The organism is Archangium sp. (assembly GCF_036388035.1).
Taxonomy (GTDB): domain Bacteria; phylum Myxococcota; class Myxococcia; order Myxococcales; family Myxococcaceae; genus Archangium.
The window spans coordinates 1-14890 of sequence record NZ_DASVSO010000656.1 but is presented as its reverse complement, the minus strand read 5'-3'; the positions used below and the strand labels follow the sequence as shown (position 1 = coordinate 14890).

At 68.2% G+C, this 14890-nt stretch carries 17 protein-coding genes; 15 read left to right on the top strand and 2 right to left on the bottom strand.

Annotated features, from left to right (window positions below):
- The first annotated feature begins 68 nt into the window (after nucleotides 1-68).
- Nucleotides 69-1298 carry an ABC transporter permease gene (locus tag VF697_RS26880; protein WP_331099579.1) on the top strand — a complete coding sequence of 410 codons (1230 nt, stop codon included), beginning with the start codon at nucleotides 69-71 and terminating at the stop codon, nucleotides 1296-1298.
- Nucleotides 1299-1313: 15 nt separating this feature from the next.
- On the opposite strand, the gene msrA is transcribed toward VF697_RS26880, so the two are convergent.
- Nucleotides 1314-1973 (bottom strand): peptide-methionine (S)-S-oxide reductase MsrA, encoded by a 660-nt coding sequence (gene msrA, locus VF697_RS26875; RefSeq protein ID WP_331099578.1) that lies wholly within the window; start codon nucleotides 1971-1973, stop codon nucleotides 1314-1316.
- A 138-nt stretch (nucleotides 1974-2111) separates the two neighbouring features.
- Between msrA and VF697_RS26870 the strand changes: the two genes are divergently transcribed.
- Both VF697_RS26870 and VF697_RS26865 read left to right on the top strand, forming a co-directional pair.
- Nucleotides 2112-2399 (top strand): hypothetical protein, encoded by a 288-nt coding sequence (locus tag VF697_RS26870; protein ID WP_331099577.1) that lies wholly within the window; start codon nucleotides 2112-2114, stop codon nucleotides 2397-2399.
- A 113-nt stretch (nucleotides 2400-2512) separates the two neighbouring features.
- Nucleotides 2513-4495 (top strand): lysyl oxidase family protein, encoded by a 1983-nt coding sequence (locus VF697_RS26865; RefSeq protein ID WP_331099576.1) that lies wholly within the window; start codon nucleotides 2513-2515, stop codon nucleotides 4493-4495.
- 54 nt (nucleotides 4496-4549) lie between these two features.
- On the opposite strand, the gene VF697_RS26860 is transcribed toward VF697_RS26865, so the two are convergent.
- On the bottom strand, nucleotides 4550-4795 hold the full coding sequence (locus VF697_RS26860; RefSeq protein ID WP_331099575.1) for a hypothetical protein: 246 nt from the start codon (nucleotides 4793-4795) through the stop codon (nucleotides 4550-4552).
- Between the two features lie 150 nt (nucleotides 4796-4945).
- On the opposite strand from VF697_RS26860, the gene mtgA reads away from it, so the two are divergent.
- The 12 genes from mtgA to VF697_RS26800 form a co-directional block, all read left to right on the top strand.
- A complete protein-coding gene (gene mtgA, locus VF697_RS26855) occupies nucleotides 4946-5860 on the top strand; it encodes a monofunctional biosynthetic peptidoglycan transglycosylase (RefSeq protein WP_331099574.1) in 915 nt (304 codons plus the stop codon).
- 22 nt (nucleotides 5861-5882) lie between these two features.
- On the top strand, nucleotides 5883-6284 hold the full coding sequence (locus VF697_RS26850) for a cytochrome c (RefSeq protein ID WP_331099573.1): 402 nt from the start codon (nucleotides 5883-5885) through the stop codon (nucleotides 6282-6284).
- A gap of 63 nt (nucleotides 6285-6347) precedes the next feature.
- On the top strand, nucleotides 6348-7742 hold the full coding sequence (gene soxC, locus VF697_RS26845; protein WP_331099572.1) for a sulfite dehydrogenase: 1395 nt from the start codon (nucleotides 6348-6350) through the stop codon (nucleotides 7740-7742).
- Nucleotides 7726-8769 (top strand): c-type cytochrome, encoded by a 1044-nt coding sequence (locus VF697_RS26840; RefSeq protein WP_331099571.1) that lies wholly within the window; start codon nucleotides 7726-7728, stop codon nucleotides 8767-8769. Before soxC ends, VF697_RS26840 begins: the two co-directional genes overlap by 17 nt.
- Nucleotides 8770-8806: 37 nt before the next feature.
- Nucleotides 8807-9277, top strand: coding sequence for a thiosulfate oxidation carrier protein SoxY (gene soxY, locus VF697_RS26835; protein ID WP_331099570.1), 471 nt, complete (start codon nucleotides 8807-8809; stop codon nucleotides 9275-9277).
- Nucleotides 9278-9319: 42 nt separating this feature from the next.
- Nucleotides 9320-9634: a thiosulfate oxidation carrier complex protein SoxZ gene (soxZ, locus tag VF697_RS26830; RefSeq protein ID WP_331099569.1), complete on the top strand. Its 315-nt coding sequence runs from the start codon at nucleotides 9320-9322 to the stop codon at nucleotides 9632-9634.
- A 17-nt stretch (nucleotides 9635-9651) separates the two neighbouring features.
- Complete coding sequence (locus VF697_RS26825; RefSeq protein WP_331099568.1) at nucleotides 9652-10086, top strand: DsrE family protein; 435 nt, start codon at nucleotides 9652-9654, stop codon at nucleotides 10084-10086.
- Nucleotides 10087-10102: 16 nt separating this feature from the next.
- Nucleotides 10103-10924: a sulfur oxidation c-type cytochrome SoxA gene (soxA, locus tag VF697_RS26820; protein ID WP_331099567.1), complete on the top strand. Its 822-nt coding sequence runs from the start codon at nucleotides 10103-10105 to the stop codon at nucleotides 10922-10924.
- A 16-nt stretch (nucleotides 10925-10940) separates the two neighbouring features.
- Entirely contained in the window at nucleotides 10941-11582 is a 642-nt protein-coding gene (gene soxX / locus VF697_RS26815) for a sulfur oxidation c-type cytochrome SoxX (RefSeq protein WP_331099566.1), read from the top strand.
- Nucleotides 11583-11607: 25 nt separating this feature from the next.
- Nucleotides 11608-13335 carry a thiosulfohydrolase SoxB gene (gene soxB / locus VF697_RS26810; protein WP_331099565.1) on the top strand — a complete coding sequence of 576 codons (1728 nt, stop codon included), beginning with the start codon at nucleotides 11608-11610 and terminating at the stop codon, nucleotides 13333-13335.
- Between the two features lie 4 nt (nucleotides 13336-13339).
- Nucleotides 13340-14311: an MBL fold metallo-hydrolase gene (locus VF697_RS26805; RefSeq protein ID WP_331099564.1), complete on the top strand. Its 972-nt coding sequence runs from the start codon at nucleotides 13340-13342 to the stop codon at nucleotides 14309-14311.
- Between the two features lie 131 nt (nucleotides 14312-14442).
- Nucleotides 14443-14890 (top strand): DNA/RNA non-specific endonuclease (locus VF697_RS26800; RefSeq protein ID WP_331099563.1); only part of this gene is annotated, 448 nt, incomplete at its 3' end.

The window sequence follows — 14890 nt, the reverse complement described above, 5'->3', positions numbered from 1 at the left end:
AACCTCGACCCCGTGGAAGCCCTCCGCTACGAGTGAGCACGACCATGTTCCGACGCTTCGAGGCCAACCTGCTGGCGGCTGTCGACAACCTGCGGTTGGCCCTGGGCACCTTCCTGGGCAACCCCCTGCGCTCGCTGCTGACGCTGCTGGGCATCGTCATCGGCGTGACGACGGTCATCACGATGATGGCCCTCATCGAGGGCCTGCGCCTCAAGGTGAACAACGACCTGTCCCAGCTCGGCGCCAACACCTTCCAGGTGAGCAAGTGGCCGTCGGGCTTCGGCCGGGTGAACTGGCAGAAGTTCGCCAAGCGCAAGGATCTGACGCTGGATGACCTGCGGGCCATCCAGGAGTCCTGCCCCTCGGTGGGCGTGGTCTCCGCGGCGGACACCGAGGGCGCCCAGAAGATCTCCACCGCCAGCATGGAGACGCGCCCCTCGGTGCGCGTCACGGGCGCCACGTCCGAGTACATCGACACCAGCGGCATCAACATCGCCGCGGGGCGCTTCTTCGGCCAGGTGGAGGCGGTGGACGGGCGGCAGGTGGCGGTGCTGGGGCTGGACGTGGTGGAGACGCTCTTTCCGGGCATGGAGCCGCTCGGCCAGGAGATCCGCATCAAGGGCCGGCCCTTCACGGTGGTGGGCGTGCTCCAGCGGCGCGGCAGCTTCCTGGGCATGGTGAGCATGGACAACGTCGTCATCCTGCCGCTGCGCGCCTACGAGACGGTCTACGGTGACGTGCGCTCGGTGGGCCTCGCCGTGCAGGCGCAATCGCCGGAGCTGCTCCAGAAGGCGCAGGACGAGGTGTCCAACCTGCTGCGCCGCCGACGCGACGTGCCGCCGCTGGAGCCCAACGACTTCGAGCTGCGCACCAACGAGTCGATGACCGAGACCTTCAACAACCTGTCCAAGGTGATCACCGTCGCCAGCTTCGGGGTGTGCCTGCTGTCGCTGGTGGTGGGCGGCATCGGCATCCTCAACATCATGCTGGTGTCGGTGACGGAGCGGACGAAGGAGATCGGCATCCGCAAGGCGCTGGGCGCGCGCAAGAGCCGCATCCTCGGGCAGTTCGCCACCGAGGCGGTGATGCTGTCGCTGTTCGGCGGCGCCATCGGCGTGGGACTCGGCTTCGGGCTGGCCTTCCTCGCGCGATGGATGCTGGGCTTCAACACCGTGGTGCCCGGCTGGGCCGTGGCGTTGTCGCTCGGGATGAGCTCCGGCGTGGGCCTCGTGTTCGGCATCTACCCCGCGGCGCGTGCCGCGAGGTTGGATCCGGTCGAGGCCATGCGCTCGGAGTAGGGCAGGGGGCCGCCGCTACCGCGCGGCGGCCACGCCCACCGGGCAGCTCACGCCCGTGCCGCCCAGGCCGCAGTACCCGTTGGGGTTCTTCGCCAGGTACTGCTGGTGGTAGTCCTCGGCGTAGAAGTACTCGGGCGCCTCGCGCAACTCCGTGGTGATGACGCCGTAGCCCGAGGAGCTCAGCACCTGCTGGTAGGCGTCGCGCGAGGCCTCGGCGACCTGCCGCTGGGCGTCGGTGTACCAGTAGAGGGCCGAGCGGTACTGGGTGCCCACGTCGTTGCCCTGGCGCATGCCCTGGGTCGGATCGTGGCTCTCCCAGAAGACCTTGAGGAGCGTCTCGAAGGAGACCTGCTTCGGGTCGTACACCACGAGCACCACCTCGGTGTGGCCGGTGCGGCCGGAGCACACCTCCTCATAGGTGGGGTTGGGCGTGTGGCCCCCGGCGTAGCCGACGGAGGTGGAGTACACGCCGGGCGTCTGCCAGAACTTGCGCTCGGCGCCCCAGAAGCAACCCAGGCCGAAGACCGCCTGCTCTAGACCCTCGGGGAAGGGCGGTTTGAGCGACGCGCCGTTGACGAAGTGCTTGGGGGGGACGGGCATCCGGGTGGAACGGCCCGGCAGGGCCTCCTCCGGGGAAGGCATCTTCAGCTTGTTGGGGTTGAGCATCTTCCACATGCCCCGAGATTAACGCCGGGTGCGGGCCCACGCCGGGAATGTGACGGCCCCCGTCGAGCAGGTGACGCGAGGAAGGTGTACCGGTCCGCGCTCCCTCCCCCGCTGTGCTTCCTGGCGAGACTGTTAGAGTGGCCTCAGATGACGGCTCCGCCCCCCACACCCTCCGAGACCCCCGAGCCGGCTCCTTCCGAGCGTCCCCGCCTCCTCATCAATGGTGAGCCCGTGCGGCCGGAGGACCTCGGCCGCGACCTGTCCCCGGCGGTCCTGTTGATGCTGAGCATCACGAAGGAGCGGTACGAGCCGCCCGAGGTGACTCCCGAGGAGCCGCTGCGGACGTGGCTGGACGCGATTCCGTCGCGGACGTTGGCGGTGGTGCTCGTGTTCCTCGGGCTGGGAGTGGTCGCGCTGCTGCTGATGGCGCGGTAGCCACCGCGGCCTGGCGGAGCCCCCCGAAGGGTTCGATATGTGGCGTCGAGACCCTCGTTTCCTGACAGGTGCTCCCACCTCTCATGGGAGCATGGCCGGAGGGGGTTTCCACCATGAGAATGCGTCGAGTGTTCGTCTCCTGCGCCCTGCTGGTGTTGCTGGGCGGCTGCCGCCACCACGAAGAGCCCGAGCCGCCGGTGCCTCCGGTCGAGCCCGAGCCTCCGGTGGAGCCGGTCCCTCCGGTGGAGCCGGGGCCCTTCCTGTCCGACACGCCGCTCTGGTCGCTGGATGCGCCCGAGTCGCTTCGGGACTCGTGCTTCGGCAACTCCCTCGCGCTCGGGGACGTGAACGGGGATGGGCGCCAGGATCTGGTGGTGGCGGCGCCCCCGTGCGCGTTTCTGCCGGGCAAGGGCCACGTGGCCCTCTATGCCGGCGACGGGTCGTCCTTCTCCACCGCGCCCGTCATCATCGAGATGGATTGGCAGAAGACTTCGGCCAGCGGGCGCAGCCTCGTGGTGTCCGTCGGGAACGTGAACGGGGACCGCTTCGCCGACATCCTCGTCCGCGCCCAATCCGGGGGCCTCGTCGTCTTCGCGGGCAAGGAGGACCTGGGAACGGTGTTCCAGGCGCCGCTGTTCCGCATGCCGACCACCTCCGTCTACCGGACTGGCTTCTTCACGGACCTGGATGGGGACGGGCTCGATGAGCTCGTCGTTCAGCGGGACTGGACGGCCGAGATCTATCGCGCCACCCCCGGCGGGGAGGTTCCCTTCACCCTGATCCGGTCGTTCCCACAGTACGTGACGCTGGTCGGCCGGGCGGGTGACACCAATGGCGATGGGCTCGCGGATGTGATGGTCCGCAACCAGGAGGGGTCGCTGCTCTTCCTCGGGTGCAAGCAGGAAGAGGCGGGGGCCTGCGCGGGACGCCTCTCGGCCATGCCCGCCTGGAAGACCCAGGAGGTCGTGCTGGGGTTCTTCCCGGATCAGAACGGGGACGGGCGTGCCGAGGTGCTGCTCGGCATCACGGGGCGCGTGCAGGTGAACCTCTTCGAGCCAGAGGGGGGCGTCTCCCCGGCGCCCATCTGGAGCATGCTCGGGGACCCGGCCTACCCGGGCTTTGGAGCCCCGGCCTGGTTCGTGGGGGACCTGGACAAGGACGACAAGCAGACGGAGTTCCTGCTGTCCTCGGGAGGGCGCCTGTATGCGTTCTTCCCTCAAAAGGAGGTCTCCGCGGAGCTGCGCCCCACCTGGGCGTGGCCGAAGAGCGACGCGGTGGGGCCCTCGTTCCGCGGCTTCCTGCGCTACACGGTCGCCCGAGCCGGGGATCTCAACGGGGACGGCCACGCCGACATCATCGCCGGCCTGTCCCGGCCCTATGACGCCCTGGCCCCGACGCACGTCACCAAGCCGGGGCAGGTGGTGGCCTTCGGCGGAGGCAAGGTGCCGCCCCAGACCCCCCAGCCCTACCTGAAGCCGCCCACCGCGTGCGGACTGACGGCGAGCAGCGGAGGCAAGCCGGACGTGACGGTGGACGCGGATGTGATCTCCCGCACCCTGTACGTGGAGCGGCGCAACTTCGCCGAGACGGCCTGCGAGGTGACGGAGCGCTGCGTGGGCGCGCCCGGCGACCGGCGTCTGCTGCGCTTCAGCGTCTCCATTCCCAACCTGGGCACGGGCGCGGTCGACATCGCGTCTCCCAATGATCGGCCGGAGCTCTACGAATTCGACCGCTGCCACGAGCACAACCACCTGACCGGGTTCGCCAGCTATGAGCTGCTCGGCGCGCGGAACGCGGTGCTGGCGGTGGGACGCAAGCAGGGCTTCGCGTTGGTGGACCTGACGCCCTACTGCGCCGACGCGGGACCCCCGCTTTACATGGCGGATGAATCTCAGCACATCTCGCCGGGCTGGGCGGACGTGTACGCGGGCGACTACTCGTGCCAGTGGCTGGACGTTACGGACGTGCCGGACGGCACGTACACGCTGCGCATCGGCGTGGACACGAGCGACATCATCGACGAGCAGGACGTGCTGCCGAACTCCGTCGACGTGAAGGTGAAGCTCGAGGGGAACGCGGTGGAAGTCGTCCCGTAGGGGTGCTCGCGCTCCGGGGGCTCTTCCCCCGGAACACATGAGGCGGGGCGAGCCCTATCTCTCGGGCTCGCAGCCGCAGCCGCACTCGTCGGAGAAGGGCACCTGGCCCGGCTCGCAGAAGATGTACCCCTCGGGACACTGGATGGCGGCGAACCCCCCGCAGAAAGTGTCCTTCGGCTTTTTCTTCTGCGGCTCCTCCAGGGCCGACGACTGCTGGGCCTCGGCCGTGGGAGCGCAGCCCGTGCCGAGGAGCGCGGCCCCCAGGACCAGAGCGCCACAAGAAATCAGTCTGATGAACATCAACCCCTCCTCTGGGTGAAAGAAATCAGGCGCGGAGTGGCAATCCGGTAGGAGAGGGGCGAGCAGGCGAGACCTCCATGGGTCGTCAGGGGCTCTTGGAGGGAGGCGAAGTTTCCTCCGCCGGAGCTTCGATGTAGATGGGTCGCCCACATGGGCAGCCGCGCGATCAAGTTGAATCAGAGCTCCTCGGGCAAGGTGAAGACGGGTAACACCGGCAAGGTGAAGACGGGCACCACGGGCAAGGCCAAACAGGTGGGCAAGGCACGTGGGGGCGGGGGCGGCGGGCTCGTGCGCAAGCTGCTGCTGCTCGGCTTCCTGGCGCTGGTGGTGTTCGTGTCCTACGAGTACGCGAGCCTTCCGCAAGCGACACCGCTGCTGAAGGAGAACCCGAAGACGACGGCGCTCATGGAGCAGCGCGCCGAGGAGGCGCGGGAGGCGGGCCACAAGGCTCGGCGGCGGCAGACCTGGGTGGGGCTGTCGAACGTGTCCAAGCACGCGATCGACGCGGTGCTGCTCTCCGAGGACGCGAGCTTCTACCTCCACGAGGGCGTGGACACGAAGGAGCTGGAGAACGCGCTGGAAGACGCGGTGCGCAAGGGCAAGCTGGGGCGAGGCGCCTCGACGATCACCCAGCAGCTCGCCAAGAACCTGTGGCTGTCGACGGACCGCAGCCTGCTGCGCAAGGCCAAGGAGCTCATCCTGGCGCACCGGCTGGAGGAGTCGCTGCCGAAGAACCGCATCCTCACGCTGTACCTGAACGTGGTGGAGTGGGGGAGTGGGGTCTACGGGATTGAAGCGGGCGCGCGGGAGCACTTCGGCGTCTCGGCCTCGAGCCTGACGCCAGCGCAGGGGGCGCTCCTGGCCGCGATGCTGCCGGCCCCTCGCAAGCGCTCTCCGAGCTCGGGCTCGAAGGCGCTGAAGAAGCGGGCGCACTGGGTCATCGAACAAATGGAGGCGGTGAAGCGCCTCAATGCCGAGCAGGCCCGGACCGCGCACGCGGAGATCGATAAGATCCTCAGCGGGGAGAAAGCCGACGCGTCCGAGGACGAAGCTGAAGTCCCCTGAGCTCATTCAAGGAGAGTCGATCATGAACATGAAGAAGATGGGAATGACGGTGCTGGCCGTGACCCTGGGCTCCTCCGCGTGGGCGGCGGCGCCGAAGTCCACGCCGGCGTTGCTCGAGAAGGGGAAGACCTCGTTCACCCGCAACTGCCTCGCCTGTCACGGAGAGACGGGCGATGGCAATGGCCCCACGGGCAAGTACCTGCTGCCGAAGCCCCGCAACTTCAAGACCGAGCCGTTCAAGCAGGGCGAGAAGCCGGAGGAGATCTTCAACACGATCACCAAGGGCGTGCCCAACTCCCCGATGGTGGCCTTCACCTCCCTCCCCGAGGAGGAGCGCTGGGCGCTCACCTACTACGTCCTCGAGCTCAAGGGGCCGAAGGGGAAGGGGAACCAGAAGGACACCCCCAAGAAGGGCAAGAAGTAGCCGGGGAACAACGCGGCGCGCGTTGACGCCCGGGCAATCGATATGGTCGATTGCCCGGCCAGGATGAGAGTCAAGGCAGGCACTGAAGCGGAGGGGGGGCCAACGCAATCATCCGCGCTCGCCACCCCTCGCGGTCGCATCCAGCCGGCCGCCGAGAACGTCCTCTCGTCCGCCGAGCTCTCCCGGCGCAAGTTCTTCGGCAAGGCGCTCGCCGCGATCGGTGCGGCGGCGACGGCGGGAACGGCCACCGCGAGCGCGGCCGAGACCGCCAGGCAGGCGGTGCGGGAGTCGCTCGACAAGAACCTCCCGCCCAACGTGCCCGAGTGGAGCAGGATCCTCGGCGCTCCCATCCTCGCCCAGCCGTATGGCCAGCCGTCGCCCTACGAGAAGAACATCCGCCGCCGCGAGAGCCCTGGACTGACGCGGACGCCGCAGGCCTCGGTCGCGTTCACGCCCCTGCAGAACCTCTTCGGCATCCTCACGCCGAGCGGGCTCCACTTCGAGCGCCACCACGCCGGGGTGCCGGACGTCGATCCGCACCAGCACCGGTTGATGCTCCACGGCCTCGTCGAGCGGCCCCTGCTCCTCACGATGGAGGACGTGCTGCGCTTCCCCTCGGTGTCGCGCATCCACTTCCTCGAGTGTGGCGCGAACACCGGGATGGAGTGGGCCAACGTCGCCGTGCCGACGGTGCAGTACACCCATGGCATGCTCTCGTGCAGCGAGTGGACGGGCGTGCCGCTCGCGGTGCTGCTCGAGGAGGCCGGCTACGACAAGCGGAAGGCGAAGTTCATCCTCGCCGAGGGCAGTGACGGCGCGGGGCTGACGCGCACCCTTCCCATCGAGATGGCCCTCGACGACGTGCTGGTCGCCTATGGCCAGAACGGCGAGATGCTGCGGCCCGAGAATGGCTACCCGCTGCGGCTCCTCGTCCCGGGAGTCCAGGGCGTGTCCAGCGTGAAGTGGCTGCGCCGCCTCGAGGTGGGCGACCAGCCGTGGAACACGCGCGAGGAGTCACTCCACTACGTGGACCTGCTCCCGAGTGGTCTGCAGCGCCAGTACACGTGGATTCAGGAGGCCAAGTCGGTCATCACCTCGCCCTCGGGCGGACAGGTGCTACTCGACAAGGGGTACTACGAGATCACCGGGCTCGCCTGGTCGGGTCGCGGCAAGGTGAAGCGGGTGGATGTCTCCACCGATGGTGGCCGCAACTGGCGCACCGCCCGGCTGCAGGAGCCGGTCCTGTCCAAGGCGCTGACGCGCTTCCGCATCGACTGGCGGTGGGACGGCTCGCCGGCGCTCCTTCAGTCGCGCGTGATGGACGAGACCGGGTACGTGCAGCCGAAGCTCCAGCAGCTCCGCGCCGTGCGAGGCGAGAAGTCCATCTATCACCACAATGCGATTCAGACCTGGCGGGTCGCCGAGTCCGGGGACGTGAGCAATGTCCAGGTCGCTTGAGGGCTCGACCGGCGGGAGCCTCCTCGCCCTCTGGGCCACCGTGGCGCTGTGCCTGCCGGGGGCTTCGCTCGCGGCCGAGCCACGACTCGGCCTGGGCCGGCTCGCCACTCCGGGAGAGATCGCCGCCTGGGACATCGACGTGAGGCCGGACGGGCAGGGGCTGCCGAAGGGCTCGGGCTCGGTCGCTCGTGGGCAGGAGCTCTACGACGCGAAGTGCGCGAGCTGCCATGGCACCTTCGGCGAGGACAACCAGTACATGGCGATCGCCGGTGGCGTGCAGCGGGGGGACCTCGAGCGGGGCCGTGCGGCCAGCCTCTCGACGGACCCGCCCGTCCGTACGCTGGGCACCAAGCTCAACCACGCCACGACGCTGTGGGACTACATCCACCGGGCCATGCCCTTCGCGCAGCCGAAGACGCTCACGCCCGACGAGGTCTACGCGCTGACGGCGTATGTCCTCCACCTCAACGACATCCTCCCCGCGGAGGCCACGCTCGACGAGAAGTCCATTCTCGCGGTGCGCATGCCGAACCGTCAGGGCTTCACGACCGACCACGGCTTCATGACGAAGAGCGGCAGGCCGGACGTGCGCAACAGCGCGTGCATGAGCCACTGCGCGGCCCAGGTCACCGTCACCTCGGAGCTGCCCCTGCATGCGCGGGACTTGCACGGAGACCTGTCCGAGCAGGTGCGGACCTTCGCGCCGATCCGCGGCGTCAGGCTCGGCGAGGTTCCCGAGAAGCCCACCCCCGCCCCGAGCGCCACCAGCGCTGGCTTCGAGCTGGCGAAGCGGTTCGCGTGTGTGGCCTGCCACGGCATCGACAACAAGGTCGTCGGCCCGGGCTTCCGTGAGATCGCCTCCCGCTACAAAGGCGACGGCGACGCGGAGTCTCGCCTCATCGCCAGGGTCAAGGCCGGGGGCTCCGGCAGCTGGGGACAGATCCCCATGCCGGCGCAGGCCCATCTGTCCGACGAGGACGTGAAGACCCTCATCCAATGGGTCCTGGCCGGCTCGCCGACCCCATAACCCTCCTTCCTTCTCTTCTTCTCTCAGGAGCTCCTCAATGAACGAACAGCGTCGTCTCGTGCTCAAGGCGGGTGGCAGCCTGGGCGTCCTGGCACTGGCGTATGCGGCCGGGCTGATCCAACCGGAAGCCGCCTTCGCCGCCGACTGGAACCAGACCGCCTTCGCGGGCAAGACCCTCGAGGAGGTGCTGGCGGCGTTCGGCGGCTCTGCCCCCGCCGAGAGCAAGGACATCGACATCACCGCGCCCGACATCGCCGAGAACGGTGCCGTGGTCCCCATCACCATCGAGTCGAAGCTCGCCAAGACCCAGGCCATCTCGCTCCTGGTGGAGAAGAACCCGAACGTGCTCTCGGCGCAGTTCGAGCTCCCCGAGGGGACCGACCCCTACGTCATGACCCGCGTGAAGATGGGGCAGACCTCGCACGTGGTCGCGCTGGTCAAGGCCGACGGCAAGTACTTCTTCGCGCGCCGGGAGATCAAGGTCACCCTCGGCGGCTGCGGCGGGTAACGAAGTCCTCCAGTACCTCTTTCGTTTTCAGGGAGCTCTCCCATGGCAGATCCAATGAAGATCCGGGCCACCCTCCAGCCCGACGGCAAGGTGCTCGTCAAGGTCCTGATGAGCCACACGATGGAGACGGGCCAGCGCAAGGACGCGAGCGGCAAGACGATTCCCGCCCACTTCATCCAGCACGTGACGGTCACCTACAAGGACAAGACGTTGCTGTCGGCCCAGTGGGGACCGGCCATCTCGAAGAACCCGTTCCTCGGCTTCCGGTTCTCGGGCGCGCAGAAGGGGGAGAAGGTCTCCGTGAAGTGGGTGGACAACAAGGGCGAGGCACGGTCGGACGAGGCCGACATCGCCTGAAGCGCGACAGGAACCCCATGCACACCCCTCGCGCCCTGTTCACGCTCCTGGCCCTGCTCGTGGCCTTCTCCGCTTCCGCCGCGAGCCCCGCCGGAGCCCCGGTCAAGACCGTCTACCACCTCAGTGAGGGCCTGGAGCAGGCGACCCAGGCGCTGCGGTACATCCGCAACCACCTGGCCGCGGACCCCAAGGCGAAGATCGTCGTCGTCGCCCACGCCAGCGGGGTCGACTTCCTGCTCGACGGCGCCGAGGACAAGAACAAGAACCCGTACAACGTCGCGGTGGAAGAGCTGTCCATGCAAGGCGTCGAGTTCCGCGTCTGCGAGCTCACCTTGCAGTCCCGGGGGATCCTCAAGACGAAGCTCCTGCCCGAAGTGAAGCTCGTCCCCTCGGGTGTCGTGGAGCTCGCCCGCCTGCAGGCCCGCGAGGGCTTCGCATACATCCGTCCCTAGAAGAAGGAGGAGCCACGTGATTCATCGCCCCCGCGCCCCGCTGCTCGCCGCCGGGCTCGTCCTGGTCGCGACGGCCTCGTCCGCCCAGGACTCGACCTCGTCCACCACGGATGAGATCGCGAAGTACCGGGAGATGCTGGAGGACGACAACCCGGCCGACCTGTGGGTGCTCCGCGGCGCCGAGCTGTGGAAGACGAAGCGCGGGCCGAAGGACGCCTCGCTCGAGCAGTGCAACCTCGGGCTCGGAGCGGGCGTGGTGAAGGGCGTATACGCCCAGCTCCCCCGGTACTTCGCCGACACCGGCAGGGTGCAGGACCTGGAGTCGCGCCTCGTCACCTGCATGATGACGCTGCAGGGCCTCTCCCTCGAGGAGGTGACGCAGCGCCCGTTCGGCAACGGCTCCGAGGAGAAGTCCGACATGGAGGCGCTCGTCTCGTGGCTCGTGTCGGAGTCACGTGGGCTGAAGCTCAAGGTCCCGACCGCGCACGCGAAGGAGAAGGAGGCCTACGAGATTGGCCGGCAGATCTTCTCCTACCGCGCCGGCCCCCACGACTTCGCCTGTGCGACGTGCCACTCGCAGGAGGGCAGGCGCATCCGCTTGCAGGAGCTGCCCAACCTGACCACCGCCGAGGGGGCTCGCAAGGCCTACGGCGCGTGGCCCGCGTACCGCGTCTCGCAGGGCGAGGTCCGCACGATGCAGCACCGGCTGTACGACTGCTTCCGCCAGCAGCGCTTCCCCGAGCCCCGGTATGCCTCGGACGTCATCACCGCGCTCACCATGTACCTGGCGGTCAGTGCCAACGGCGGCGAGCTCCAGGCTCCCACCATCAAGCGGTAGGCGGAGGATGAGGACCATGCACCAGCGAAGAGTGAGCCGGCCCGCCGTGGCCGCCGTGGTGGCGGTGCTCGCCCTCGGGGGCGCGGCCATCGCCGCCGACAAGAAGAAGAAGGACTACCGCGCCGCGGCCGTCGAGGTGATGAAGGCCTCGTTCCAGACCAAGGGGCAGGCCTCGGTCGATCGGCTGAACCAGGACGAGGTGCAGGCGACCTGCTCGCAGTACAACGCCAGCAAGCCCGTCCCGAGGGAGCTCGCCAGGAAGCTGGAGGCGGCCCAGCTCGCGACGGTGCCGTACCCCGCCGACGGCAAGTACCTCGGCAGCTGGGAGAATGGCGAGAAGATCGCCCAGACCGGCGTGGGCAAGCAGTTCAGCGACGATCCCTCCAAGCCCGCCGGAGGCAACTGCTACGCGTGCCATCAGCTCTCGCCCAAGGAGCTGTCCTTCGGGACCATCGGCCCGAGCCTCTACCAGTATGGGAAGCTGCGCGGGAACAGCGAGCCCATCCTCAAGTACACCTGGGCCCGGCTGTGGAACGCGCAGGCCTTCACCGCGTGCTCGGACATGCCACGCTTCGGCCACCAGGGCATCCTGACCGAGGCGCAGCTCAAGGACGTCATGGCGCTCCTGCTGGATCCAGAGTCGCCGGTGAACAAGTGACCGGCCAGCCATCCGGACCTCCGACATGAACCGCCGCGAATTCCTCTCCACGCTCGCCGCCGCCACCGCGGCCGGGTTTCCGCTCCTCCGCTCCGAGGCCCTGGCCGCTCCTGCCCGGCAGCCGCCCGTGCAGTACGATCCGCCGCGCTTCGGCAACGTGCACCTGCTGCACCTCACCGACAGCCACGCCCAGCTCCTGCCGCTCTACTACCGCGAGCCGGATGTGAACCTCGGCCTGGGCGTGGCGAAGGGCAGGCCGCCGCACCTGGTGGGCGAGCGGCTGTTGAAGCACTTCGGCCTCAAGGCGCGCACGGCCGAGGCGCACGCGTTCACCAGCCTCGACTTCGTCAAGGCGGCGGCGGTGTACGGCCGGGTTGGAGGGTTCGCCCATCTCGCCACGCTGGTGAAGCTGTTGCGCGCCAGCCGTCCCGGTGCGCTGCTGCTGGATGGAGGCGATACCTGGCAGGGCTCCGGGCTCTCGCTCTGGACGCGGGGGCAGGACATGATCGACGCCTGCAAGCTGCTCGGGGTCGACGTGATGACCGCCCACTGGGAGTTCACCTACGGGGCCGAGCGCGTCCAGGAGGTCATCGCCCAGGACTTCAAGGGGAAGCTCGACTTCGTCGCGCAGAACGTGAAGACGAGCGACTTCGGCGACCCGGTGTTCCCGCCCTACGTGCTCCGCGAGATGAACGGCGTGTCGGTCGCCATCGTCGGTCAGGCCTTCCCGTACACGCCCATCGCGAACCCTCGCTACCTCGTCCCCGAGTGGACCTTCGGCATCCAGGAGGAGAACCTCCAGCAGGTCATCGACGAGGCCCGTGGCAAGGGGGCCCAGGTCGTCGTCCTCCTCTCCCACAATGGGATGGACGTGGACCTCAAGCTCGCCTCGCGGGTGCGCGGGCTCGACGCCATCCTCGGCGGCCATACCCACGACGGCGTGCCTCGCCCCGTCCTCGTCAAGAACGCCGGTGGGCAGACGCTCGTCACCAACGCGGGCTCTAACGGCAAGTTCCTCGCCGTGCTCGATTTCGACGTGAAGGGTGGCAAGGTCTCCGATTTCCGCTACCGGCTGCTGCCCGTCTTCGCCCACCTGCTGCCCGCCGATGCGGAGATGGCCGCGCTCATCACCCGGCTGCGCGCGCCCCACGAGGCCCGGCTGGGCGAGAAGCTGGCCGTGACGGAAGGGCTCCTGTACCGGCGCGGCAACTTCAACGGCACGTTCGACCAGCTCATCCTGGACGCGCTGATGGCCGAGAAGGACACCGAGATCGCCCTGTCGCCCGGCTTCCGCTGGGGAACGAGCCTGCTTCCCGGCCAGGACATCACGATGGAGGATGTGCTCGACCAGACGGCGATCACCTATCCCTCCACCACCGTCTCCGAACTCACCGGGGAGCAGCTCAAGGCGCTCCTGGAGGACGTGAGCGACAACCTCTTCAATCCCGACCCGTACCAGCAGCAGGGCGGCGACATGGTGCGCGTCGGAGGCTTGAGCTACGCCTGCGATCCCACGGCGGGGATGGGGCACCGCATCCAGGATTTGCGGCTCGGCGGGAAGCCGCTCGAGGCGGGCCGGAAGTACAAGGTGGCGGGCTGGGCGTCGGTCTCCGAGGCGGCTCGGGATGGCGGCGGCGAGCCTGTCTGGGAGGTCGTCGCGCGCTACCTGCGCGGCCAGGGCACCATCAAGGCGCGGCAGCCCCAGCTCCCCAAGCTCCTCAACGTCGCTGGCAATCCAGGCCTCGCGAGGTAACCGAATGCTCCCGTTGCTGTTGCGTCTCGGGTGGGTCGCCGCGGTGGTGCTCCTGGCCACGTCTTCGTCCCGGGCCTCGGCGGGCGGGCGCGTCACCGTCCCGGTGAAGCCAATCCAGGTCGGCCCGCACTCGTATTACGTGCGGGGCCAGGCCAGTGAGGCCTCGGGCAAGAACCAGGGCTTCATGTCCAACGCCGGGTTCGTCGTCACCCCGGCGGGTGTCGTCGTCTTCGACACGCTCGGCTCGCCGCCCCTGGGAGAAGAGCTGATCCGACAGATCCGGAAGATCACGCGCCAGCCCATCAAGCGCGTCATCATCAGCCACTTCCACGCCGACCATGGCTACGGTCTCCAGGCGTTCAAGGCCATTGGCGCCGAGGTCTGGGCCCACCGCGACGGCAAGCTGTACCTCGAGTCGGACCTCGCCCGGCAGCGGCTGGAACAGCGCAAGCGGACGCTCGCGCCCTGGGTGGATGACAGCACCCGGCTCGTCCCCGCCGACGTATGGCTGGAAGGGGACACCGACTTCGAGCTCGGAGGCGTGCGGTTCGAGTTGATCCACCTCGGCCCGGCGCACTCGCCCGAGGACCTGATGATGAAGGTGAGCCCCGACGGGGTGCTGTTCTCCGGTGACCTGCTCTTCACTGGGCGCATCCCGTTCGTCGGCGAAGCGGACAGCAAACGCTGGCTTGGGGCCATCGATCGCCTGCTCGCGTTCAAGCCCCGGGCGATGGTCCCGGGACATGGCGAGGCCTCGACCCATCCCTCCGCCGACCTGACGCTCACCCGCGACTACCTCCTCTACCTGCGCGAGGTGATGAAGAAGGCGGTGGATGACTTCGTTCCCTTCGAGGAGGCCTACCGCCAGACCGACTGGAGCCGCTTCTCCAGCCATCCGGCGTTCCAGGCCGCCAACCGGGTGAACGCGTACAACACCTATTTGCTCCTGGAGAAGGAGTCCCTGGCGAAGGAGTAGAAACCTCCTGGCATGTTTTCTGCTGGACAGGTTCTGGCAAAATTTTCTCAGAATTTAAGCAAGGCGCTTCTCGCTTTCTTGGTATCCAACACTGGGGACGGCAGTGAAACCGGTGTGGGAGGACCAAAAGAATGCGCATCCTGAACACGCTCTCGGTTGTGGCGGTGTTTGGCCTGTTGCTCGGCGGTTGCGGCGCCACGGACACGGACCTGGGCGGCGAAGGCGTCGCCAGTCAGATCGAGCGTGACTTCGGTGGCCCGAGCGGCCTCCTGGAGTTCTTCGAGAGCCACACCGAGGAGGAGATCCAGGAGGCGATGAAGCAATACGGAGTGGGGTACGTCATCCGCGGGGACGTCACCCAGGCCGTGATCAGCGATTGTCCGAAGTACTTCCCGTCGAGCGACCGGAACACCTGGCACAACCTCGATGGCGAGTACTTCTTCATCGACAGCGCGGGCCGGCCGCACCGGGCGTACAAGTACCTGCCGGCGATCGTCGCCGCGCCACGCCAGGACACCTGTCAGACGAACGTGGGGCAGTGGGGCGACGCGGAAAACCCCAACAATGACTATGACGGGG

What these genes read in the sequence shown, in the direction of transcription:
- VF697_RS26870 (WP_331099577.1), top strand. Translation starts at nt 2,112, where the DNA reads ATGACGGCTCCGCCCCCCACACCCTCCGAGACCCCCGAGCCGGCTCCT.
- VF697_RS26805 (WP_331099564.1), top strand. Translation starts at nt 13,340, where the DNA reads ATGCTCCCGTTGCTGTTGCGTCTCGGGTGGGTCGCCGCGGTGGTGCTC.
- soxY (WP_331099570.1), top strand. Translation starts at nt 8,807, where the DNA reads ATGAACGAACAGCGTCGTCTCGTGCTCAAGGCGGGTGGCAGCCTGGGC.
- VF697_RS26860 (WP_331099575.1), bottom strand. Translation starts at nt 4,795, where the DNA reads ATGTTCATCAGACTGATTTCTTGTGGCGCTCTGGTCCTGGGGGCCGCG.
- msrA (WP_331099578.1), bottom strand. Translation starts at nt 1,973, where the DNA reads ATGTGGAAGATGCTCAACCCCAACAAGCTGAAGATGCCTTCCCCGGAG.
- VF697_RS26825 (WP_331099568.1), top strand. Translation starts at nt 9,652, where the DNA reads ATGCACACCCCTCGCGCCCTGTTCACGCTCCTGGCCCTGCTCGTGGCC.
- soxC (WP_331099572.1), top strand. Translation starts at nt 6,348, where the DNA reads ATGAGAGTCAAGGCAGGCACTGAAGCGGAGGGGGGGCCAACGCAATCA.
- soxZ (WP_331099569.1), top strand. Translation starts at nt 9,320, where the DNA reads ATGGCAGATCCAATGAAGATCCGGGCCACCCTCCAGCCCGACGGCAAG.
- VF697_RS26865 (WP_331099576.1), top strand. Translation starts at nt 2,513, where the DNA reads ATGAGAATGCGTCGAGTGTTCGTCTCCTGCGCCCTGCTGGTGTTGCTG.
- VF697_RS26850 (WP_331099573.1), top strand. Translation starts at nt 5,883, where the DNA reads ATGAACATGAAGAAGATGGGAATGACGGTGCTGGCCGTGACCCTGGGC.
- mtgA (WP_331099574.1), top strand. Translation starts at nt 4,946, where the DNA reads ATGGGCAGCCGCGCGATCAAGTTGAATCAGAGCTCCTCGGGCAAGGTG.
- soxX (WP_331099566.1), top strand. Translation starts at nt 10,941, where the DNA reads ATGCACCAGCGAAGAGTGAGCCGGCCCGCCGTGGCCGCCGTGGTGGCG.
- soxB (WP_331099565.1), top strand. Translation starts at nt 11,608, where the DNA reads ATGAACCGCCGCGAATTCCTCTCCACGCTCGCCGCCGCCACCGCGGCC.
- VF697_RS26840 (WP_331099571.1), top strand. Translation starts at nt 7,726, where the DNA reads ATGTCCAGGTCGCTTGAGGGCTCGACCGGCGGGAGCCTCCTCGCCCTC.